We start from the raw sequence: 21,624 nt of genomic DNA, 5'->3' as shown, positions 1-21,624 counted from the left end.
CGCGACATTTCGCAGCCGGCTATGGAGTCTGCCGGGTAATATAGCGCCACCTGTTAATTACTGGTTGATTTATAGAAGTCTTCGGCCGCACGCAGGGCAGCGCCGCTCTCAACGTTGTGACCTTCAGCGTGCAGAGCTGTCTCTAAAGCGTTGAGGCAGAGGATGACGTTACGCTCGCGACTGGCGTGCCCCATCAGGCCAATGCGCCAGGTTTTACCCGCAAGTGCGCCGAGTCCCGCACCAATCTCCAGATCAAAATCCCGTAACAGTCGGGTTCTGACCGCCGCATCATCCACGCCCTCAGGAATGCAGACCAAATTGAGTTGCGGTAGGCGCCAGGCTTCATCCACGGCCATACTCAAGCCCATGGCTTCCAACCCCGCGACGAGAGCCAGGTGGTTTCTGTGATGTCGGGCGATGGCGTTTTCAAGACCTTCTTCTTCTAGCATCACCAGAGTTTCGTGCAGTGCATACATGGCATTCACCGGTGCCGTGTGATGGTATGCGCGTTTGCTGCTCCCGCCCCAGTAGCCCATCACCAGCTGCATATCCAGGAACCAGCTTTGGACTTTGTGTGTCCGGGCTTGAATACGCTCCACAGCTTTCGGACTGAAGGTCACGGGGGAAATGCCAGGCACACAGGACAGGCACTTTTGGGATCCGGAATAGACAGCGTCAGCTCCCCATTCATCAACCTTGAGTTCGATACCTCCCAATGAGGTGACGGTATCCATGATCACCAGGGCGTCATGTTCTTTGGCAAGCTTACAAAGGGTCGCTGCATCGCTGCGCGTTCCGGTAGAGGTTTCGGCGTGGACGAAGGCCAGTACAGAAGCCTGAGGGTGATCGCGCAGCGCCTTTTGGACCTTTTCTGGGTCGACGGGGCTTCCCCATTCGTCTTCTACCATGATGGCTGTGGCTCCACAGCGCTCCACGTTCTCGCGCATCCGGCCGCCGAACACGCCGTTCTGACAGACGATAGCTGTGTCGCCCGGTGACAGTAGATTGACGAAGCAGGCCTCCATGCCCGCTGACCCCGGCGCAGATACCGGCAAGGTGAGTTCGTTCTTGGTTTGGAAAGCGTATTGAAGCAATAGTTTGATGTCGTCCATGAGGGACACAAACAAAGGATCAAGATGGCCGATGGTGGGACGAGCCAGGGCCGCCAGTACGCGAGGGGAGACATCCGACGGGCCGGGACCCATGAGCGTGCGTTGTGGTGGGTAAAAGCTTTGCGACACTGGGTTGCTCCCTATATTGGAAATGGTTGGCGATCGCGCATCAGGGCCGATCGCGGCGCGGCGGAATTATACATTGCTGCAGCACCGGAGGCACCGTAGCCCTTGTTGATGCTCGATGCCTGTGTCAGCATCGTCCTTCTTCCGTAATCGGCGGAAGACATCGCCCGTCACCATTTCGGATATTCATGTTTCGCTCAGTGAAAATCAGCGTTTTTCGCACTCTCATAATGCCATCTCTGGCTGCGTTGCTCGGCGCCTGTAGCACTGAACCTGTGCAACAGCAGGTCAAGTCAGACCCGGTTGATATGTCGGGCAACTGGGAGCTCGACTACGCCCGCAGCGATAACCTGCAGGCGCAATTCAACTCCACAATGCGGGGATTGCGTGCGCAGGCGGCGCGCAATGCCAATGATCGCAGTCGCAACTCCGTGGGCAACGCGCCAACATCGTCTCAGGAGCGGCTTTTGGGGATGGCGCAAATGGCCGAGTTGATTACCGAGTCCCAGCTTTTGGAGATAGAACAAAGTCGCGTGTCTATTAGAGTTGAGCGCGAGGGCAATTTTTCTCTCAGCTGTGACTACGGCCCAGATGCGCCCAGGCAGATTGATTACGGTCTGGGTAGCGAAAGCTGCTTTTGGGACGGACAGCAACTGGTGTTTCAAATTCGCTTGCCTGACGGCTTGGATATCGTCCATCGTCTCTCGGCCTCCGCGTCCGGGGATACTCTGGGCATCGTTACTTCCTTGTACTCTCGGGGCGTATCAGAGCCATTCTCTCTCCGGAGGGTCTACCGTCGATATACCCCGGGCAGTAATGGCTATCGCTGCACCGAGACGCTCACGAGAGGTCGGGTATGCACGACGGAGTCGCCGCAATGACACGTTCTTATTTTTGTGTGTTGATCCTGTCTTTGCTGTTGCAGGCGTGTAGCAATAATCGCGGCGTGCCCGAGGCGCCGCCAGAGCCGGAACCTCGTGCGCCTGCGGTGGGTCAGGTGCAGTTAAAGACTGCAGCGGCCTCGGTTTGGCCATTGGATGTGGGGATAGCGGTCTTCGACCAGGGTTTGGATAACCGAACTCAGGGAGCGCGCGTGTTTCCCACGGTGCGCAAAGCTGAATCCTTGCTGATACCCGTGACTTTGTCGTCCTATCTCGAAGACAGTGGTGCCTGGGGCGCTGTGCGTGTAGTGCATTCCAATGAGGTGTTCATGCCCCTGATACTGGATGGAGAAATTCTCAGAGCTGACGGTGCGGTTTTAGAATTACAGCTGCGCTTTCGTGCGGCCGATGGCAGCTTGCTTCTGGAGCGTATTTACCGCGATGAAGCCACAGCCAGCGATTATCCGGTAAAGCCCGGCGGGGAACCGTTCGACGATATCTATCGAGCGATCAGCAACGATCTTCTGGAGATAGCGGGTGCTTTGACGCAAGAGCAGCGGCTGAACCTGCAGCGCCTGTCGCTTATGCGTTTTGCTGCGACATTGTCCCCTGCCAGCTTTGAGCGCTTTGTTACGACTCAGGCCGATGGCGGCTATTCCCTGGCCAGTTTTCCTGCCGATGGTGATCCCATGCTCCTGCGTTTAGCCCGCGTGCGTCGTCAGGATGATTTGTTTATCGATGCGGTGGATGAGCAGTACGCAGACCTTCGCGGTGACGTAGAAGATAGCTATGCGCTCTGGCGTGAATACAACTATGAATTACAACGATTTGGCGATGATTACCGCACAACGGCGTCCGAGCGAAAGTCAACAGCTCGTCGAGGAACATTCGCAGCGATGCAGCAGGTTTATGCGAGTTATCGCAAGGTGAAGATTCAGGAAGAAGATCTTCGGGAACTTGTGAAGGGGTTTTCTGGAGAGTCTCTTGAAACGGTGTTGGAGGTGGATGATGGCGTGTTTCGCTTGAGTGGCAGTGTCCAGGATCGCTATGCTCAATGGCGACAGATACTCACGCGTATCAATGCGCTGGAAACCGGCGGCCAACTGCCCGGAACTCCCTAGGGCATTATTGATCCCTGCGTTATGCTGCCACAGTGAAAAACGACAACGACAGTAAGTACGCCCGTATCGCCGAAAGAGCCGCAGCGGCTGCCGGTGGCTCGCGCTCATCCCTTATTGAGAGCCTTATCAAGGGTGCGGGGAAAGTAGCCGGCGGCACCCTTGATCTGGCTGTTGATGTCGCCACGATGAGCGCCATGTTTGGTGACTCCTGGGTTCGGGACCTGCTCTTGAATGGCGCATCTCCAGAAAGACTGGAGGCCATGGCCGAGGCCGGCCACTTTCTGCGGGACGCAAGAGAAACAGCTGGCCTGAGCATTGCCGAACTATCGGATCGTCTGGACCTTGGCGACGAAGGGGTATTGGAGGGCGTGGAGCGGGGTGAAGCAACTCTTCCTCTGGAACTGATGCTTCGCACAGCGTCTCTACTGGCACGCCATGATCCGGTGCCTTTTTTCATCAAGTTTTTACGTAGTTACAACCCCCAGCTCGAAGCGACTCTGGAGCAGTGGGGCGTCATGGCCCTGCCGCGCAATTTTGAGCGCGAGCGTCGTTTTGTGAATCTCTATCGCCAGCATGATTTTCTTAGGGATCTCAGCGACGATGGGTACCAACGGTTCATTGAGTACATGGACTCCTCAACGCAGCTGGTGGTTGATGTCATGCAGCGCGAAGCTGCAGTAGCCCCGCCCAAGCGCAAGGTCAGCGCGCGGAGAAAGCCCCGAGCAAAGAGCAGCGCTGCCAGTTCGGCCAAGAAGGCTCGCTCGGCATCTGCGCCCACCAACAAGGCCAAGCCCAAAGCTAAGACAAAATCCACTGTCTCCGCGAAACCGGTAGTGCGTAAAGTGAAGCCCCGTAGCAATGATCGCTGATCCTGTAAGAGAGTGGGTTGCCACTTGTCCTCGAGCACTACCACCGATTCTTGCGAAGGAACTTGCCGCTCTCGGTGCGACCGATATTCGCGAAGAACAGGCCGCTGTTGCATTCGCAGGTTCCCGCGCCGTTATGTACAGAGCCTGTCTCTGGTCTCGAATAGCGACCCGGGTACTGCTGCCCATTGGTGGTGGTTCTGCGGTGGATGCCGATGCGCTCTACGAGACTCTGCTTGCTATGCCCTGGCCGGCGCTCATTGCAGAAGGCTCTAGCTTCGCGGTTAATTTTCATGGCACGAACGCCGATATTCGCAATACTCGATTTGGCGCCTATCGTAGTAAGGACGCTATTGTGGATGCGTTCAGGGCTGCAGGAGTGGCTCCGCCTCAGGTCAATCCGGATTCGCCGGACCTGCAGATTGTCGTGCGATTGCAGCGCGATCGCGTGGACGTTGCCCTGGATATGGTGGGAGAAAGCTTGCACCGTCGAGGTTATCGCCGTTCTGCGGGTGATGCGCCATTAAAAGAAAACCTCGCCGCCGCATTGTTGTTGCGGGCAGATTGGCCCAGCCTGGCCGCAGAAGGGGGCGGGCTGATTGACCCCATGTGCGGTTCAGCCACGCTATTGCTCGAAGGTGCCCAAATGGCGGCCGATCAGGCTCCGGCTTTGGGTCGTGAGCAATTCGGGTTTTTGGCCTGGCAGGAACATGACGCCCAGCAGTGGGGGGTTATTCACAACGAAGCCCGGGGACGCGCCGAGCGCGGCTTGAGTGCCGGGCTTCCGGAAATTCGCGGCTATGACGCAGACCCTGCGGTTATTCGAAGCGCGCAGGAAAACATCGCAGCCGCGGGCATGGCCAAGTGGGTAAGGGTGAGTGTGAAGGCCCTGGGCGAGGTGCGTAAACCTACTCATGTTGCCCTGCCAAAAGGCCTGGTTATTACTAACCCGCCCTACGGGGAGCGTATTGGGAGAAAAGATAGTCTGCCGCAACTCTATCGGCATCTGGGGGAGTTACTGCATCGGGAGTTCCCTGGTTGGCAGGCCGCAATTCTCGCCGGTGACCGCGAGCACGGCCGGTCTCTGGGGTTGCGCAGTCACCGTCAGTTTCAGCTCTTCAACGGTCGCTTGCCAGTTACGCTATTGCTCATTGATCTTGAGGGTAATCGCCTTGCTGATGGAAACCCTGCGCTTGCCACTCCCGTCGATGTTGCCGCCGCAACCGACCATAAAGACTTAAGTCCTGGCGCAGAAATGTTTGCCAATCGGGTTCGTAAGAATCTGCGCAAACTCGGGCCCTGGTTAAAACGCAGTAGGAATGAATGTTATCGACTGTATGACGCTGACATTCCCGAGTACGCCGTTGCGGTGGACCGCTATGGAGATTGGCTTCACGTTGCCGAATATAAAGCGCCCGCAGAGGTCAGTGAGGAGGGCGCTGCACAACGTTTACGAGAAATTCATCAGGCGCTGCCATTGGCCAGTGGTGTTGCGGCCGAAAGAATCGTGTTTAAGCAGCGTGAACGTCAGCGAGGAAAAGCGCAGTATCAGTCCAGTGGTGGCGCCAGCGACATGCTGTCTGTAAGCGAGGGTGATGCCCGCTTACTCGTGAATCTGCATGATTACCTGGATACGGGCTTGTTTCTTGATCATCGGCCTCTACGTTTGCGTATTGCCCAAGAGGCGAAGGGGCTGCGATTTCTCAATCTGTATTGCTACACCGGAACAGCGACCGTGCATGCCGCTCTTGCCGGGGCCCGGGAAACTGTCAGCGTCGATTTGTCAAACAGCTATCTTCGTTGGCTGAGTCAGAATCTTGCCCACAACGGGCTGGCTGAAATCCACAACCATCTTGAACGCGCCGACGTCATGCAGTGGCTCCGGGGCGGCGAAGACCTCTTCGATTTAATACTGCTCGATCCGCCATCATTTTCTAATTCCCGCAAAGTTCCGGGTAGTTTTGACGTTCAGCGAGACCACGCGGGGCTGATTCATATGGCCATGAAGCGGCTGACACCCGCGGGCGACCTGTATTTTTCCAATAATCGCCGTAAATTTCGACTGGACGAGGAGCTTGCGCAGAGTTTCGTGGTAGAGGAGATAACCCGGGCTACTCTTGACCCGGATTTTGCCCGGCTGCCGGTACCTCATCAGTGCTGGAAGCTGCGCCATAAGGCCCTTTAAACGTGCTATTTTGCGAGATCAAAGAAACTTATCCACAGGCCTTGCAAAAAAAACAGACAATGTGCTACGCCTGCCACAATAAATATTCAACATTAACTATTAGTTTTAATTACTTGATTTAATTAGTTAAAAAATAACGCGATATTTCCTTGGGCGAAAGTAACTAAATCCCTGCTAATACGCATAGAGCTATTGATTTTTTTTTGCGCACTGCTTTATCCACATCTACGAGCCTGCTTTGGGAGGTAAGACAGAGTTTGCCGTGTTAATTGTTTATCACAGCCAAAGTGGTGCTTCTGCGCAGCTAGCCGCGGCAAGCTGGCGCGGAGCCACAGAGCACAACTCGGCAGCGCGTATCGAGCGGGCGGCTGATGTTGGAGCCACTGATATCAAGCAAAGCTCCGGGGTTTTATTCGTCTGTGCTGAAAACTCCGGGCGTTTGTCCGGTGGAATGAAGGATTTACTGGACCGGATCTTTTATCCGCTGATCAGCGCTGGTTGCAGTCTGCCCTACGCGTTGTTGGTAACGGCCGGTAACGATGGACGGGGAGCGGTTGCAGAGGCTCAGCGGATCCTCTCTGGGATTCCCTTTACGGAGGCCCTGGAGCCACGAATAATTCGCGGCCCTGTGGATCCAGAGGCGCTGAAGTGCGCAGAAGAACTTGGCGCTGGGTTTGCCGTAGGTTTGGAGATGGGTATTTTTTGACGGCGGCTTATATCGCCGTCCTAATGCACACAGGATATTTTGCTCATGGCTTCAAAGATTAACGATGGGACGCCTATGGATGTGCCAGAAGGTTTCGAGCGCTTGCCCGAAGGACTCGGTTTTGGCGATCGTCTTCAGCCGTTTTACCGGCGCTTTCGAGACGACAAGGTGAGCTTTGGTTTGGTGGTGCAGGAGCAGCACCTGAATCTCATGGGGATCATTCATGGGGGCGCGCTTATGACACTGGCGGACATCGCTGCAGCGACCAGCATCCACTTGTTGCGTGATCAACCGGCGCCTTCGCCAACGATAAATCTGAGCTTTGATTTTATGGCACCCGGGCGTCCAGGTCGTTGGTTAGAGACCCGGGCGGACCACGTGCAGGTGAAGCGTCGTTTCGGTTTTTGCAGTGGCGCTATCTACGACGGCGATAATCCGGTTTTGCGTTATAGCGGCGCGTTTTACTTCCCGGACCATGGTGGTTTGGGAGTTGCTCCCGGCGATGCCCACAAGCTGAATCTGCTTATGGGCGACGACGGTGCTATCCGCGAGTAGCGCGGTTCGTTTGGGCTTGGCGTCTGGAGGCCGGGATCTGTCCAGATTCTCTCAAGAGTTCTGTAAATGCCCTGGCACTGCGAGACAGACTCCGTTCCTGATGACACACCAGTCCCAGGGTTCGCGATAGCTGCGTATCCTCGACTGACAGTGCCTGGAGTTCCGGTGCAGCCATGCTGTCGGGGAGCACGGTCCAGCCTAAGCCCACCACAGCCATCATGCGCAATGTTTCCAGGTAGTTGGTGGACATGCGCAGTTGCAGTTGTGCGCCGGCTTCATTGAAGTGACGATGCACGATCTGGCCGGTGAAAGTATCCAGTCCGGGTAACACCGCGGCATAGCCGGCTAGCTCCTCGATACCCACCGTTCGGCGTCCGGCCAGAGCGTGTTCTTTGCAGACCATCACCGATAAACCATCTTGCCAGATCGCTTCGCTCTTGAGCTGGCTTACGTCGCCGGGGGCGAGCGTCACCACGGCCAATTCGATATCACCCATGCGAAGCCGCTCATAAGCCTGCTCAGAATCCAGAAACTCAATAGCCAGCTGCACCGACGGGTAACGTTGCTGGAATGCAGATAGCACGGGGGGAAGGCGGTGCAAACCTATGTGATGGCTGGTGGCGATGCGCAGGGGGCCGGCGATTTCCCCGTTGATATCGCGCACTGCCTGCTCGGCCTGGCGCAGACTTTGTTCTATTTTTGGCAGATGTTGCTGCAGGGCGCGACCGGCCTCGGTCAGTTCGATACGCCGCCCAAGGCGGTCGAACAGTGTTGTGTTGAGCTCTGTTTCCAGCACAGCGATGCGCTTGCTAATGGCGGGTTGGCTTAGGTGCAGGTGCTCCGCCGCGACAGAAAATGATTGGGCCTTAGCGACTGCGGCAAAAGCACGAAGATTGGCGATATCCATGAATAATCAAAAGTTATTGACCGTATGAAAATAATAGATTTGAGTTATTTCTAATGCAAGCCTAGGATGTCCGCGTTTTTAGCTAAGAGCACACTGCTATGCCGGGTAAAACGTTGTATGACAAACTGTGGGAAGCCCATCTGGTAGAAGAGCGCGAGGACGGTTCCGCTCTGATCTACATCGATCGTCATCTTATCCATGAAGTTACATCGCCTCAGGCCTTTGAAGGTTTGCGTCTGGCCGGACGCGAGCCCTGGCGTCTGGATGCTAACCTGGCGGTGCCCGACCATAATGTGCCCACAGATGCTGCAGAAAGGGCGGGCGGTGTGGCAGGCATTATTGATGCGACGTCGCGGCTTCAGGTACAGACTCTGGATGACAACTGCGAGCAATTTGGCATCGAAGAGATACCTATCAACGATCGCCGTCAGGGGATCGTGCACGTTGTGGGTCCCGAGATGGGCGCTACGCTTCCCGGAATGACCGTCGTGTGTGGGGACTCCCATACCAGTACACACGGAGCTCTCGGCGCGCTCGCTCACGGAATTGGCACATCGGAGGTCGAGCATGTTTTGGCGACGCAGTGTCTCGTGCAGCAGAAGATGAAAAACCTGCGAATACGGGTGGATGGTCGACTTTCATTGGGGGTGACTGCGAAGGATCTGGCGCTGGCGATCATCGGTGACATCGGTACCGCCGGTGGCACCGGGTTTGCGATTGAGTTCGCCGGGGAGGCGGTCGAGGCTCTCAGCATGGAGGGTCGTATGACCCTGTGCAATATGTCTATCGAGGCCGGTGCGCGCATGGGCATGATTGCCGTAGACGATGTGACCATCGACTACGTTCGTGGACGCACCATGGCGCCAGTGGGCGAGCAGTGGGAGCTGGCGGTAGCTGCCTGGAGCGATCTTCACAGTGATGCAGATGCTGTATTTGATCGCGAAGTACATCTGGATGCCGCAAGCGTCGCGCCCCAGGTTACCTGGGGAACCTCGCCGGAGATGGTGGCTGCAGTGACTGACTCCATTCCTGATCCTGAGTCTATGAGTAATGCAGGGCAGCGCGATGCCACTGTTCGAGCACTGGCTTACATGGGCTTGCATGGCGGTTCGCCAATCACGTCTATTCCAGCGGATCGGGTGTTTATCGGTTCCTGTACTAACTCACGTATCGAAGATCTTCGAGAAGCTGCGGCTGTTGTGCGCGGTCGTAAAAAAGCAGACTCCGTGAAGCAGGCGATGGTGGTTCCGGGTTCCGGTGAGGTAAAAGCGCAGGCCGAGGCCGAGGGGCTTGATCAGATTTTTCTGGACGCAGGTCTTGAGTGGCGTGAGCCCGGCTGCTCTATGTGCCTGGCTATGAATGCTGACAAGTTGGGCAAGGGTGAGCACTGTGCGTCGACCTCTAACCGTAATTTTGAGGGGCGCCAGGGTTTTGGCGGCCGAACACATTTGGTGAGTCCGGCCATGGCTGCGGCAGCGGCGATCGCCGGGCATTTTGTGGACGTCAGGGACTTTCAGGGAGAGTTGTCATGAAAGCACTGAGAGTACACGAGGGTCTGATTGCGCCCATGGATCGTGCCAATGTGGATACTGATCTCATTATTCCCAAGCAGTTTCTTAAGTCCATTAAACGCAGTGGCTTTGGTCCCAACCTGTTTGATGAATTGCGTTACCTCGACGAAGGCGAGCCCGGTCAGGATTGCAGTAATCGACCACTCAATCCCGAGTTTCCCCTGAATTTTCCGCGTTATCAGGGCGCGTCGGTGCTCCTGTGTCGCGAAAACTTCGGCTGTGGATCAAGTAGGGAGCACGCTCCCTGGGCGCTGGAGGATTATGGTTTCCGCTGTGTGATCGCGCCAAGCTTTGCCGATATTTTTTACAACAATTGCTTTAAGAATGGCGTTCTGCCCGTGGTCCTGACTGCCGAGCAGGTCAGCGAGCTATTCGAAATTTTGTATGCCAACGAGGGCTACCGCATTACCGTAGATCTTGAGAAGCAGGAAGTACGCCTCGCGGATGGTCGGAGCTGGCCTTTCCCGGTGGAGGAGTATCGACGGCAGTGTTTGTTGGAAGGCCTCGATGATATTGGTGTCACTCTCAAAAGCGAGGCTGCGATTCGCGCCTACGAGGAGAAGCTTAGAAGTCGCTCTCCCTGGCTTTTTTCTGCGGAGGCTAGCGCATGAGGCAGTCCGTTCTTTTGCTCCCCGGTGACTATATCGGACAGGAGATCGTGCCGGAGGCGCAGAAGGTGCTCGCGCGGGTCTGCGAGCTCTACGATCTTGATATCAGCACCGATTCAGCACTCATCGGTGGTGCCGCTTATGAGGCGGAGGGCGATCCGCTCCCGGCGTCTACCCTGGAAAAGGCCCGCGCGGCGGACGCTATTTTGCTCGGGGCAGTGGGCGGGCCGGCCTTCGATCATCTGGACAGAGATCTGCGGCCAGAAAAGGGCTTGCTGCGAATTCGTTCTGAGCTTGGCCTATTTGGCAATCTTCGCCCGGCGATCATGTATCCCCAACTTGTGGATGCCTCGAGCCTAAAACCTGAGCTTGTTTCGGGGCTGGATATTCTCATTGTCCGTGAACTCACCGGCGGCATCTATTTTGGACAGCCCCGGGGAATACGTACGCTTGAGAACGGCGAGCGCGAAGGTTTCAACACCTATGTCTACAGTGAAAGCGAGATTCGACGCATTGCGAAGCTGGCTTTTGAGCTTGCGGCAAAGCGTGGCGGTCGTGTCTGTTCTGTGGACAAGGCGAACGTGCTTGAGGCGACGGTACTGTGGCGGGAGGTCGTCACAGAGCTGGCGGCTGATTATCCAAACGTAGAGCTGGAGCATATGTACGTGGACAACGCGGCTATGCAGCTCGTGCGTGCACCAAAGCAGTTTGATGTCATCGTGACAGGCAATATGTTTGGCGACATCCTCTCGGATGCAGCTGCCATGTTGACCGGCTCCATCGGTATGTTGCCGTCAGCCTCGCTTAATGAAAGCGGGCAGGGGATCTACGAGCCCTGTCATGGCTCTGCTCCGGATATCGCCGGGCAGGGAAAGGCCAATCCACTGGCGACCATTCTTTCTGTGGCAATGATGCTGCGCTATTCCCTGGGGTGTCCTGCGGGGGCGGATTGTATTGAAGCCGCCGTAGGTCAGGTTCTGGATCAGGGCTTGCGGACTGCGGACATTGTTAGCCGCGATGGGGTCAGTATCAGTACCAGCGAGATGGGCAACGCCGTGGTTGCGGCATTGGTAAAAACACAGACAGCGTGACGGACAACAAAGTAATGAGTGATACCTACGACATAGCAGTAGTTGGAGCCACCGGCGCGGTGGGCGAAGCGATGATCGATATTCTCGAGCAGCGTGATTTTCCCGTTGGAGAGTTGTATTTGCTCGCTTCCGAGCGTTCGGCGGGTAAGCGCATTAACTTTCGCGGTAAGCAATATGCTGTAGAGGATCTGGCGAAGTTTGATTTTTCCAAAGTGAAAATCGCCCTGTTCTCTGCCGGCGGAAGCGTGTCGGAAGAATATGCGCCCATAGCGGCGGCGACTGGCTGCGTCGTGATAGACAACACCTCGCACTTTCGCCGCGATGAGGATATTCCTCTGGTGGTGCCCGAGGTAAATCCGCATGCAGTCGCAGGCTTCCACGCTCGGGGAATTATCGCCAACCCTAATTGTTCGACCATTCAGATGCTCGTTGCCCTAAAGCCCTTACATGATGCGGCGGTAATTACGCGGATTAATGTTGCCACCTACCAGGCTGTTTCGGGCACAGGTAAGTCAGCTATTGAAGAATTGGCTGGCCAGACCGCACGTCTGCTCAACGGGCAACCTGCGCAGAGCAAGGTCTATCCCAGGCAGATTGCGTTTAATGCGCTGCCGCAGATTGATTCCTTTCAGGACAACGGCTACACCCGCGAAGAGATGAAAATGGTCTGGGAGACGCAGAAGATTTTTGAAGATGACTCTATTGCGGTGAATCCCACCTGTGTTCGTGTGCCTGTTTTTCATGGTCACTCTGAGGCAGTGCACATCGAAACTCGCGATAAGTTAAGTGCCCAGGAGGCGCGCTCGCTGCTGGCCGCTGCGCCAGGTGTAGTGGTGATCGATGAGCCCAAAGATGGCGGCTATGCAACGCCGGTCACGGATGCAGCGGGCAAAGACGGCGTGTTTGTGAGCCGCATCCGCGAAGATATTTCCCACGAAAAGGGGCTGGACCTGTGGGTGGTTTCGGACAATCTGCGCAAGGGAGCGGCCCTAAATAGCGTGCAAATTGCCGAGTTGTTGATCAGCCAGAAGCTCCTTTCTTAAGTATCCAGTCGTCTTTGGGCTTTGTCCCAAAAGCCTCTCGGACTTGACGTCGCTGCGCGCGCAAGGCTACATTTCTACAAGTTGCAGCATTTTGTAGGTAATTTGACGCAAGCTGTTGTGTAAAAAGCTTTTTCTGTGCTCATGTGCGGTATGGTCAGGTAAAGCGCCTAAGACTCGAGAGCTTCGGGCATAATGGCTAATCAGGGTAATAAAAAGGCGAGGCGATGGTGACTAGAGTCGGGGTCAGGGCTGCTGTGCGTGCAGCGGTAATCGCGTATGGGGCGGCGGCATCATTGCCGACGTTGGCATTGGGTCTCGGTGAAATCGAGATGCAATCGTTCCTCAACGAGCCTTTGCGCGCCGAGGTGGAACTCCTCGATACGCGGGCTTTAACAGTCGACGATATTCGTATCCGTCTTGCAGCGGGCGATGATTTCGACCGCCTGGGCGTGGAACGCAGTTATTTTCTTACCAGTATCAAGTTCGATATCGAGGTTGATCAGGACACCGGACGTGGGGTGATTCGACTCAGCACTGATGAGGCGGTACTGGAACCGTTTATTGATCTGATCATCGAGGCGCGCTGGCCCTCGGGGCGTTTACTGCGTGAGTACACCGTTTTAGTGGATCCTCCGGCCTTTCGCCAGGATGTGGTCACGGTCTCTGCAGTGGAGCGTATTGAGCAGGACACAAACCTTGAAAAGCCTGCTTTGGCGACGCCGCCTGCACAGCAGCAAGCAGTTAGCAGCGCCAGTGATTCGGTAGCATTACGAGAGAGCAGCCTTCCCGCCGGGCAAATGCCCAAGCGTGCATTCTCTGCTGAGACGGCAGAGATCCCGCGCTCTGGCAACCGATATATGGTGAAGCGCGACGAAACCCTGTGGCAGATCGCTTCTGAGGGAAAGCCGCAAGGTGTGTCAGTGCAACAAGCCATGCTGGAGATCCAGCGGCTGAATCCTGAAGCATTCATCAACGGCAATATTAATCAAATCAAGGCGGGTTACATTATTTATCTCCCCGCTGCGGGTGAGATTAGTTCTGATGATCTGGCACGTGCCCTGGACGAGGTGCGCGAGCAAAATCAACAATGGCGATCAGCACGCGGCGCACCCGGGGTTACTGCAGCAGCAACCCTGCGCGTTTCAGCGGACAGTAGTGCCGATACCCAGCCGCGCAGTAGTGAGGCAGAAGCATCGGTAGACGCACCGGCAAATGCTGGAAACCAGGCTGCAGACGCTGGTGCGACTTCAAGCAGTGTTATGGATGCGGCCGCGGACGATATAGATGAGGCTGCGCCTGCCGGCGAGTCCTCGGGTTCCTCCGAACTAGCCGCTCAGCTCGATGCCATGGCCACTCGTTTGGATACGCTTGAGCAGATTGTTTCTCTAAAAGATGAGCAAATCGCGACGCTGGAGCAGGCCCTGCGCGAGGCACGAGAGGCCGCCGCGGTTGCCGCGGCGACGCCTGCACCTGCGCCAGTAGTTACAGCGACGCCTGCGGCACAGACCCCGAGCCCCACGGCGAGCGTATCTAACGCCCAGTCAGGCGGTATTCCCTGGTTACCCATATCGGGCGGCCTGCTGGCAGTTGTGGCAGCAGTGGTCCTGTTGCTGCGCCGGCGCGCACAAAATGAAGATTCCGATACCGGTGGGCGAAACGCACAAGCAGCGCGGGAAGACGACGATGTCTTTGCCGGGGTTAATCTGAAGACTGAGTCATTTGAGGACGAAGATTCGTTGGACCTGGAGGCAGAGTCCTCTGCAGCCGTAGCCTTGGAATCTGATGAAGAGCCAGGTGCAGAGGCGTCTGACGACTCGGATGGCGAGGCGCATTCTCGCGGCGGTAGTCGCGGTTACGGCGAGCGCAAGCATGATGACTATATCGATGAAGGGGCTGGCGGTGATGCGCTTGCTGAGGCCGATATCTACATTGCGTATGGTCGCTACCTGCAAGCCATCGAGCTTCTTGAAACAGCTATCAGTAGCGATCCTGGCAACGGCGCCTACCGTGTCAAATTGATCGAGCTGTACGTTGATATGGGTGAAGAAGCGAGTGCCGCGGAGCAGCTTGAGGAGCTTCGAAAGCACGGCAGTTCTGATTCTATTGCCCGGGGAGAAGCTCTCTTGGGCACCGGGGGCGCTACTGCTGCCGCTCCAAGTTTTATGGCTGACACCGGAGATGAGCCGACTGCGACGCTGGACCTGGGTGAAGAATTGGACCTCGAGCCTGCGAGCCTGGATACGGATGCCGATGCCGACGGCTTGGATGCTCTTGACTTAAGTCTTGAAGATGCCGAAGTAGAGAGCTCTGTGTTTGAAAGTGCCCCAGTGGCCGACGAAGACATGGAGACCATTGAATTTGCGCACCTTGAGATCGAAGAAGACAGCCCCTTGGATGGAAGTGGCGACGAGCTAGACTTTGACAGCGCCGATGAAGAACTTGATCTCTCTGACGCTCTGGTTCCTGGCGAAGAAGCAACTTCGCAAAGTGTCGCCCCGGACAGTGATGATGTGGAAACCGAAGAGTTACTCATTGCTGATGACGCCGACCAAATGGCTACCAAGCTGGATTTGGCCCGCGCGTATCTGGACATGGGCGATAATGATGGCGCTCGCGGCATCCTCGAAGAAGTGATTGAAAAGGGTACCGAAGAGCAACAGCAGGAATCGCGGGACCTTCTGACCCGCATTGCCTGAATTTCTGAGTAGGCCTTTCTCGACCGAAACGCTGTCCCCGGGGCAGCGCATCGCCTTGCGGGTTGAATACGACGGCAGTCGCTACAGTGGCTGGCAAGCTCAGGCGCAGCTTCCCAAGGTCCGCACCGTTCAGACTGAAGTCGAGACCGCATTGTCAAAAATTGCGGACTGCCCGGTACGCGTGTTCTGCGCAGGGCGCACCGATACCGGTGTACATGCTACCGCCCAATGGCTGCATTTCGATGCGCCTTGTGCCCGGAGTCTCAAGGCCTGGATCGTCGGAGCCAATGCTCAGCTTCCTATGGATGTTCGCCTCGCCGACGGTCTGTCGGTGAATGAGGACTTCCATGCTCGCCACAGTGCGGTCGCCCGGCAGTACGATTACTTGATCGCCAATTCGCGCACGCCATCCGCTCTATTGGCAAATCGTATCGTGTGGGTGCGGCAACCCATTGACGAGGTGCTTATGCACCGTAGCTTGCAGGACCTGCTGGGCGAGTGCGACTTCTCGGCATTTCGAGCCGCCTCCTGTCAGTCGACAACCCCCATGCGCTTTATGGAAAGTGCGCAGGTTTTTCGCCGGGGGGAGTTTGTACAGATTCGCGTGGTCGCAAATGCTTTTTTGCATCATATGGTGCGCAATATCGTTGGGTCCTGTCTGCAGGTAGGCTTGGGTGAGCAGCCCCAGAGCTGGTTAAAAGACTTGCTGGCGCAACGGGACAGAACGCGGGCGGCCGCAACGGCGCCGCCCCATGGCCTGTACCTCACCGGGGTTCGATACCCTGATTCTTTACAGGTTCGCTCCGCCACCGATCTGCCTTTCTTCCCCTCCGCAGCGCAGGAATAAGCGCGGTCTTCTGCTATCATTGCGCGCTTTTGAAAAAGCGTTAAAAGGACGTGTCGAGGCAATGACTCGGGTCAAGATTTGCGGAGTGCGCAGCGCAACGGTCGCCCAGCAGGCTTGTGAAGTCGGTGCGGATGCCATTGGCCTGGTGTTCTATCCACCCAGCTCGCGTGCTGTCACCGTGGTGCAGGCCGCTGAGGTTATAAATGTGACCCAGGCGCTTGTCACAACCGTAGGCTTATTTGTAGATCCGAAGGTTGACGAAGTCGCGCGGGTACTGGATCGCTGCGCTCTGGATTGTCTGCAGTTTCATGGATCGGAATCGGCTGCTTTCTGCGAGCAGTTCGGTCGACCCTATATCAAAGCGATCAGTATGCGTCCGCAGGTGGATATACAGGCGTTAATTGACGAGCACCGCGGTGCTCGCGCGGTACTGTTTGATGCCTGGCGTCCAGATGCGCCGGGTGGTACCGGCGATACTTTTGCCTGGGAGCGGATCCCTGAAATGCATCGCCCCTGGATTTTGGCCGGCGGATTAACGGCTGATAATGTCGCCGCGGCGATTGTTCAGGTCAGGCCGCAGGCGGTAGATGTGAGTGGAGGCGTGGAAAACGCCTCTGGAGAGAAAGACCCCAAGCGCATGCGGCAGTTTATGAACGCGGTGCGCCAAGCCGATGAACGCAAGCATGAGGATGCAGCGGTATGACTATTGATTTGAACCCCCTGAGTTTTTCCAATCAGCCCGATGCGGATGGAAGATTCGGGTCCTATGGTGGCAAGTATGTCGCTGAGACTCTGATGGCGGCGCTCGCTGAATTAGAGGCGGTTTATCGGCAGCTCTCAGAAGATGCTGCCTTTCAGGCCGAGTTTGATTACGACCTTGCGCATTACGTAGGGCGGCCATCGCCACTGTACGAAGCGCGACGTTGGTCTGATGAAATCGGCGGCGCACGAATATTTTTTAAGCGCGAGGACCTGAACCACACAGGCGCGCACAAGGTGAACAATACCGTTGGCCAGGCATTACTGGCCAAGCACATGGGTAAGCCACGAGTGATCGCCGAGACCGGTGCTGGGCAGCACGGCGTGGCTACGGCAACAATAGCCGCGAGACTAGGCTTGGAATGCCATGTGTTTATGGGGGCTGAAGATGTTCAGAGGCAGTCCCTGAATGTGTATCGAATGAAGCTCCTGGGTGCCACCGTGGTGCCCGTGACCTCAGGCTCCGCTACTCTTAAAGACGCTATGAATGAAGCGATGCGGGACTGGGTCACAAACGTCGATGACACCTTCTACATTATTGGAACAGTGGCCGGCCCGCACCCTTACCCCATGCTGGTACGGGATTTTCAGTGTGTGATTGGACGCGAAGCCCGCGCTCAATGCCTGGCGCAGAACGGAAAGCTCCCCGACGCGCTGGTAGCCTGTGTCGGTGGGGGCTCCAATGCGATTGGTTTGTTCCATCCGTTTTTGAACGACGAAACCGTAGCCATGTACGGAGTTGAAGCTGGCGGTTTGGGTATCGAGACCGGACAGCACGCTGCGCCCTTGTCAGCAGGATCCCCCGGAGTCCTACACGGTAATAGGACCTATCTGATGCAAGATGAAGACGGGCAAATCATCCATACCCACTCAGTCTCTGCAGGGCTTGACTACCCGGGTGTGGGCCCAGAGCACTCATGGCTGAAGGACATTGGCCGGGTGAACTATGTGTCTGCAAATGATGAGGAGGCTTTGGCTGCCTTTCATAAAACTACGCGTGTAGAGGGTATTATGCCGGCGCTTGAAACAGCGCATGCACTTGCCTACGCCGAGCGGCTGGCGGCGACCATGACGCCAGACCAACATATTGTCGTCAACCTGTCTGGCCGGGGTGACAAAGATATCCTCACCGTCGCCGGTCTTGAAGGGATAAAGGTGTAAGGCGCTCATGAGTCGAATTGCAGAGTGTTTTAACGATCTAAAAGCGCGCGGACGAAAGGCGGTGATTCCCTATATTGTCGCCGGTGATCCCGGTGTTGAGATCACCGTTGATCTGATGCTTGCACTGGTGGAATCGGGTGCCGACATTATTGAACTGGGTGTGCCGTTTTCTGACCCCATGTCCGAGGGACCGGTGATTCAGCGGGGGCACGAGCGGGCGCTGGAGCGGGGTATGCGTTTGCGCGGTGTGCTGGATGTGATGGTCGAATTTCGCAAACATAACCAGAAGACGCCGGTGCTGCTTATGGGTTATGCCAATCCCGTAGAGCATATGGGGCACGCTCAATTCGCTGATCGCGCTGCGGCCAGCGGGGTAGACGCGCTGCTTACGGTGGATATCCCTCCCGAGGAAGTAGCGGGTTTGAATCACGAACTGCGCCGTGTGGGTATGGACAATATTTTTCTCATCGCACCGACGACCCCGGCGGACCGTATGGATCTGATCGCCGAAGAAGCGAGTGGCTTTATTTACTACGTGTCGCTCAAGGGAGTCACCGGCGCTGGCAATCTTGATAGAGAGGCTGTGGCTCGGTCAGTCGCAGAGATACGCAGCCATACGACATTACCGATTTGTGTAGGGTTTGGTATCAAGGATGGGCCGTCCGCAGCGGCCGTAGCAGCGGTATCTGATGGTGTTGTGATCGGTTCCGCTCTGGTGCAGCGCCTTGCTGATGTTGCCAAGGAGGGTGGCGATGACGCCGCGGTCCTGGCGGCGGCGCGAGCGATGCTCACTGATATTCGTGAGCACGTTGATGGCAATTTTTCTGACGCAGCCTAAGGCCCCAAGGATGCGTATAATGCCTCGGTATCGCGTGCTGGAGAGAGCTCCATGAGCTGGATCGACAAAATACTGCCCTCGGGCATCAGTAAAGCCGAAGGCGCCAAAAGGGCAACCGTGCCCGAAGGTGTATGGACCAAGTGCATTAAGTGCGAGGCGGTGCTGTATCGCCCGGACCTTGAGCGCAATGCCAATGTGTGCCCCAAGTGTGAGCATCACATGCGTGTGGGTGCACGCAAACGCCTGGATATCTTCCTGGACAAGGATGGTCGCGAGGAAGTGTTCGCGAACATTGAGCCCGTTGATCGCCTTCGTTTTCGAGATAAGAAGAAGTACTCCGTAAGGCTGGCGGCAGCGCAGAAGTCCACGGGTGAGCGCGACGCGCTGGTGGCCATGCGTGGCACCTTGCACACGATGCCCGTTGTCGCTGTGGCTTTTGAGTTTGGCTTTCATGGCGGTTCTATGGGCCAGGCGGTTGGAGAGAAGTTTTCTCAAGCGGCACAGCTTGCGCTCAAGGAGCGTATTCCCCTTGTCTGTTTTGCCGCTTCTGGCGGAGCCCGCATGCAGGAGGCTTTGATTTCGCTCATGCAAATGGCGAAAACCAGTGCCGTTATCGAGCGCATGCACAGCGAGTCGGTACCTTATGTGTCGGTACTTACTGATCCCATTTACGGTGGCGTATCGGCCTCGTTGGCTCTTTTGGGTGATTTAAATATAGCGGAGCCAGACGCCCGAGCTGGTTTTGCGGGCCCCAACATTATCGAACAAACTATTCGACAAAAGCTTCCCAAGGGCTTTCAGCGTAGCGAGTTTCTTTTGGAGCATGGGGCCATCGATATGATCGTCCCTCGTTTGGAGTTGCGCGACACCATTGCTCGCATCCTTGCGAAGCTAACAGGGGTTGCTGCTTTGGCTTCTTTGGAGACGGCAGCAGAGCTTGGCGTTGAGGCGATGGTCCCAGAGGGGGCTGTGGTCGACGGCGAGACTCAGGAAGGCAGTGAGCCATCACAGCCCGAAGCTTTGGCGGAATCCGACATTGATGAAGGCGACAATGAGGGCGCCGACGTCTCTGCCGAAAGCGAAGAAGAGTCCATCAGCTCTGCTGATGATGCAGCCGATAACGAGCAGACTGATAGCGCTGCAGACAGCGAGTCAGACTCATTAGAGGATGAATCCGGGCTCGTAGAAGATGAGTCATTGCCAGACGTTGAGAGCGCCTCTGATACCGAGGCCAATGGGGAGTCTTCCGACAAAAAGTTGGATGTCTGAGCGTACTCTTGGGGAGTGGCTGCGGTATCTCGAGCAACTGCATCCCGTCGATATCGACCTGGGACTTGCAAGAGTTCGTGTCGCTGCACAAAATCTGAATCTGCTGCCCTATGGCCCTGACGTTGTTACCGTGGCGGGTACCAATGGCAAGGGTAGTGTGGCTTATAGCACCGACGCTATTTTGCGCAGCCAGGGTAAGCGCACCGGGCGTTACACCTCACCACACCTGCTGAGCTTTAATGAGCGAATCGTCGTGAATGGCGAAACCGTCAGTGATGCGCAAATTCTCGACGCATTTACCGCCATAGAGGCAGCGCGCGGCGACGTGACACTGACCTATTTTGAATTCGCGACCTTGGCGGCCTATTGGATTTTTAAAGAGCAGAACGTTGATGTTGCCATCATGGAAGTCGGCCTTGGGGGTCGACTCGATGCGGTGAATTTGATCGACGCTGATCTTGCGGTAATCACCGCTATTGATCTTGATCACCAGCATTGGTTGGGTGATACGGTCGAGAAAATCGCACCTGAGAAGGCGGCGGTAGCCCGTGCGGGGCGTAGCGTTATTCTTGCAGAGTCCCGCTATCCAGCCACACTGTTTCACACTCTCAATGATATCGGCGCCATTGCTGTGCGAGCTGGCCAGGAGTGGTTCTGGCGCAGCGACGCTGAGAAACTCTTTGTGCAGCTTGGCGGTGAGCAAGACGCTGCAGTCTTTCCTATTCCTGATGGTCTGCGTCCGGCCAATGTTGCTGCAGCGATCCAGGTCAGTGCCTGTCTTGTAGGAGCGGCTTTTGATAAACGCAAGGCTGCGCTGGCGCTGGGGCATCTTGTGGTGCCTGCACGCAGGCAAAGTCTTGCGGTTGCCGATAGAGAGTTACTGTTGGATGTGGCACACAACCCTGCGGCCATGCAGGCTTTGGTGGATTATCTCAAGGCTGTTCCTATTCAGGGTCAAACCATCGCGGCCCTGGGGTTGATGAGAGACAAAGATCTGAACGCCATGGCGGCATGTCTGGCGACCGGTGTGGATGGAGCCTGTGCATTGGCGATTCCCGGTATTGACCGTGCTGAGTCGCCAGAAGTTATCTGGCAGGCCCTGGATGATGTGGGGGTAGCTATCCCCCAGCGTGAGTTTAGCGCCGATGCCGTTTGGGGGCAGTTGCTTGCGGGCAGTTCTCCCGGAGATCGTTTGGTGGTCTGCGGCTCTTTTCACAGTGTTGCAGGTATAATGAGCCTGTTGAACCTCGAACTTCCAGGCACCTCAGACGGGCACTAAAGA

Annotated in this window: 19 protein-coding genes; 17 read left to right on the top strand and 2 right to left on the bottom strand. The window is 56.3% G+C overall.

Annotated elements, in window-relative coordinates; all coding sequences use genetic code 11:
* Window positions 1-53 precede the first annotated feature (53 nt).
* On the bottom strand, window positions 54-1,205 hold the full coding sequence (locus R0135_RS03965; RefSeq protein ID WP_407349878.1) for a pyridoxal-phosphate-dependent aminotransferase family protein: 1,152 nt from the start codon (window positions 1,203-1,205) through the stop codon (window positions 54-56).
* Window positions 1,206-1,513: 308 nt separating this feature from the next.
* On the opposite strand from R0135_RS03965, the gene R0135_RS03960 reads away from it, so the two are divergent.
* From R0135_RS03960 to R0135_RS03935, 6 genes are all read left to right on the top strand, one after another.
* On the top strand, window positions 1,514-2,119 hold the full coding sequence (locus R0135_RS03960; protein WP_407348953.1) for a hypothetical protein: 606 nt from the start codon (window positions 1,514-1,516) through the stop codon (window positions 2,117-2,119).
* Window positions 2,116-3,240, top strand: coding sequence for a hypothetical protein (locus tag R0135_RS03955; protein ID WP_407348952.1), 1,125 nt, complete (start codon window positions 2,116-2,118; stop codon window positions 3,238-3,240). The genes R0135_RS03960 and R0135_RS03955 overlap by 4 nt, the downstream gene beginning before the upstream one ends.
* Before the next feature lie 32 nt (window positions 3,241-3,272).
* Window positions 3,273-4,109, top strand: a complete 837-nt coding sequence (locus R0135_RS03950; protein ID WP_407348951.1) for a helix-turn-helix domain-containing protein — start codon at window positions 3,273-3,275, stop codon at window positions 4,107-4,109.
* Window positions 4,099-6,291, top strand: a complete 2,193-nt coding sequence (gene rlmKL / locus R0135_RS03945; RefSeq protein WP_407348950.1) for a bifunctional 23S rRNA (guanine(2069)-N(7))-methyltransferase RlmK/23S rRNA (guanine(2445)-N(2))-methyltransferase RlmL — start codon at window positions 4,099-4,101, stop codon at window positions 6,289-6,291. The genes R0135_RS03950 and rlmKL overlap by 11 nt, the downstream gene beginning before the upstream one ends.
* A 238-nt stretch (window positions 6,292-6,529) precedes the next feature.
* Complete coding sequence (locus R0135_RS03940; RefSeq protein ID WP_407348949.1) at window positions 6,530-6,997, top strand: flavodoxin; 468 nt, start codon at window positions 6,530-6,532, stop codon at window positions 6,995-6,997.
* Between the two features lie 45 nt (window positions 6,998-7,042).
* Entirely contained in the window at window positions 7,043-7,552 is a 510-nt protein-coding gene (locus tag R0135_RS03935) for a PaaI family thioesterase (protein WP_407348948.1), read from the top strand.
* Here R0135_RS03935 and R0135_RS03930 read toward each other — a convergent pair.
* Window positions 7,539-8,459, bottom strand: coding sequence for a LysR family transcriptional regulator (locus R0135_RS03930; protein ID WP_407348947.1), 921 nt, complete (start codon window positions 8,457-8,459; stop codon window positions 7,539-7,541). The two genes, R0135_RS03935 and R0135_RS03930, sit on opposite strands and share 14 nt — an antisense overlap.
* Before the next feature lie 98 nt (window positions 8,460-8,557).
* On the opposite strand from R0135_RS03930, the gene leuC reads away from it, so the two are divergent.
* From leuC to R0135_RS03875, 11 genes are all read left to right on the top strand, one after another.
* On the top strand, window positions 8,558-9,991 hold the full coding sequence (gene leuC, locus R0135_RS03925) for a 3-isopropylmalate dehydratase large subunit (RefSeq protein WP_407348946.1): 1,434 nt from the start codon (window positions 8,558-8,560) through the stop codon (window positions 9,989-9,991).
* Window positions 9,988-10,641 carry a 3-isopropylmalate dehydratase small subunit gene (gene leuD / locus R0135_RS03920; protein ID WP_407348945.1) on the top strand — a complete coding sequence of 218 codons (654 nt, stop codon included), beginning with the start codon at window positions 9,988-9,990 and terminating at the stop codon, window positions 10,639-10,641. The genes leuC and leuD overlap by 4 nt, the downstream gene beginning before the upstream one ends.
* Window positions 10,638-11,729: a 3-isopropylmalate dehydrogenase gene (gene leuB / locus R0135_RS03915; RefSeq protein ID WP_407348944.1), complete on the top strand. Its 1,092-nt coding sequence runs from the start codon at window positions 10,638-10,640 to the stop codon at window positions 11,727-11,729. The genes leuD and leuB overlap by 4 nt, the downstream gene beginning before the upstream one ends.
* 14 nt (window positions 11,730-11,743) lie before the next feature.
* Window positions 11,744-12,772, top strand: a complete 1,029-nt coding sequence (locus tag R0135_RS03910; protein ID WP_407348943.1) for an aspartate-semialdehyde dehydrogenase — start codon at window positions 11,744-11,746, stop codon at window positions 12,770-12,772.
* 224 nt (window positions 12,773-12,996) lie between these two features.
* A complete protein-coding gene (locus tag R0135_RS03905; RefSeq protein WP_407348942.1) occupies window positions 12,997-15,468 on the top strand; it encodes a FimV/HubP family polar landmark protein in 2,472 nt (823 codons plus the stop codon).
* Window positions 15,461-16,315 (top strand): tRNA pseudouridine(38-40) synthase TruA, encoded by an 855-nt coding sequence (gene truA, locus R0135_RS03900; protein ID WP_407348941.1) that lies wholly within the window; start codon window positions 15,461-15,463, stop codon window positions 16,313-16,315. Before R0135_RS03905 ends, truA begins: the two co-directional genes overlap by 8 nt.
* Window positions 16,316-16,376: 61 nt before the next feature.
* Window positions 16,377-17,018: a phosphoribosylanthranilate isomerase gene (locus R0135_RS03895; protein ID WP_407348940.1), complete on the top strand. Its 642-nt coding sequence runs from the start codon at window positions 16,377-16,379 to the stop codon at window positions 17,016-17,018.
* Window positions 17,015-18,235, top strand: a complete 1,221-nt coding sequence (gene trpB, locus R0135_RS03890; RefSeq protein WP_407348939.1) for a tryptophan synthase subunit beta — start codon at window positions 17,015-17,017, stop codon at window positions 18,233-18,235. The genes R0135_RS03895 and trpB overlap by 4 nt, the downstream gene beginning before the upstream one ends.
* Window positions 18,236-18,242: 7 nt before the next feature.
* Window positions 18,243-19,073 carry a tryptophan synthase subunit alpha gene (gene trpA, locus R0135_RS03885; RefSeq protein ID WP_407348938.1) on the top strand — a complete coding sequence of 277 codons (831 nt, stop codon included), beginning with the start codon at window positions 18,243-18,245 and terminating at the stop codon, window positions 19,071-19,073.
* A gap of 51 nt (window positions 19,074-19,124) precedes the next feature.
* Entirely contained in the window at window positions 19,125-20,342 is a 1,218-nt protein-coding gene (accD, locus tag R0135_RS03880) for an acetyl-CoA carboxylase, carboxyltransferase subunit beta (RefSeq protein WP_407348937.1), read from the top strand.
* Entirely contained in the window at window positions 20,335-21,621 is a 1,287-nt protein-coding gene (locus R0135_RS03875) for a bifunctional folylpolyglutamate synthase/dihydrofolate synthase (RefSeq protein ID WP_407348936.1), read from the top strand. The genes accD and R0135_RS03875 overlap by 8 nt, the downstream gene beginning before the upstream one ends.
* The last annotated feature ends 3 nt before the right edge of the window (window positions 21,622-21,624 follow it).

Origin of the sequence: Congregibacter variabilis, from assembly GCF_045689235.1 — a bacterium.
GTDB classification, from domain to species: Bacteria; Pseudomonadota; Gammaproteobacteria; order Pseudomonadales; family Halieaceae; genus Congregibacter; species Congregibacter variabilis.
The sequence above is the reverse complement of the archived record's forward strand: the minus strand, read 5'-3'. Positions and strand labels throughout refer to the sequence as shown.

Excerpts from the sequence above, each read along its gene's own strand:
- R0135_RS03965 (WP_407349878.1), bottom strand. The coding sequence starts at position 1,205 with ATGGGTCCCGGCCCGTCGGATGTCTCCCCTCGCGTACTGGCGGCCCTG.
- R0135_RS03910 (WP_407348943.1), top strand. The coding sequence starts at position 11,744 with ATGAGTGATACCTACGACATAGCAGTAGTTGGAGCCACCGGCGCGGTG.
- accD (WP_407348937.1), top strand. The coding sequence starts at position 19,125 with ATGAGCTGGATCGACAAAATACTGCCCTCGGGCATCAGTAAAGCCGAA.
- R0135_RS03930 (WP_407348947.1), bottom strand. The coding sequence starts at position 8,459 with ATGGATATCGCCAATCTTCGTGCTTTTGCCGCAGTCGCTAAGGCCCAA.
- leuC (WP_407348946.1), top strand. The coding sequence starts at position 8,558 with ATGCCGGGTAAAACGTTGTATGACAAACTGTGGGAAGCCCATCTGGTA.
- rlmKL (WP_407348950.1), top strand. The coding sequence starts at position 4,099 with ATGATCGCTGATCCTGTAAGAGAGTGGGTTGCCACTTGTCCTCGAGCA.
- R0135_RS03935 (WP_407348948.1), top strand. The coding sequence starts at position 7,043 with ATGGCTTCAAAGATTAACGATGGGACGCCTATGGATGTGCCAGAAGGT.
- R0135_RS03875 (WP_407348936.1), top strand. The coding sequence starts at position 20,335 with ATGTCTGAGCGTACTCTTGGGGAGTGGCTGCGGTATCTCGAGCAACTG.
- R0135_RS03905 (WP_407348942.1), top strand. The coding sequence starts at position 12,997 with ATGGTGACTAGAGTCGGGGTCAGGGCTGCTGTGCGTGCAGCGGTAATC.
- R0135_RS03955 (WP_407348952.1), top strand. The coding sequence starts at position 2,116 with ATGACACGTTCTTATTTTTGTGTGTTGATCCTGTCTTTGCTGTTGCAG.
- leuD (WP_407348945.1), top strand. The coding sequence starts at position 9,988 with ATGAAAGCACTGAGAGTACACGAGGGTCTGATTGCGCCCATGGATCGT.
- trpB (WP_407348939.1), top strand. The coding sequence starts at position 17,015 with ATGACTATTGATTTGAACCCCCTGAGTTTTTCCAATCAGCCCGATGCG.
- leuB (WP_407348944.1), top strand. The coding sequence starts at position 10,638 with ATGAGGCAGTCCGTTCTTTTGCTCCCCGGTGACTATATCGGACAGGAG.
- trpA (WP_407348938.1), top strand. The coding sequence starts at position 18,243 with ATGAGTCGAATTGCAGAGTGTTTTAACGATCTAAAAGCGCGCGGACGA.
- R0135_RS03895 (WP_407348940.1), top strand. The coding sequence starts at position 16,377 with ATGACTCGGGTCAAGATTTGCGGAGTGCGCAGCGCAACGGTCGCCCAG.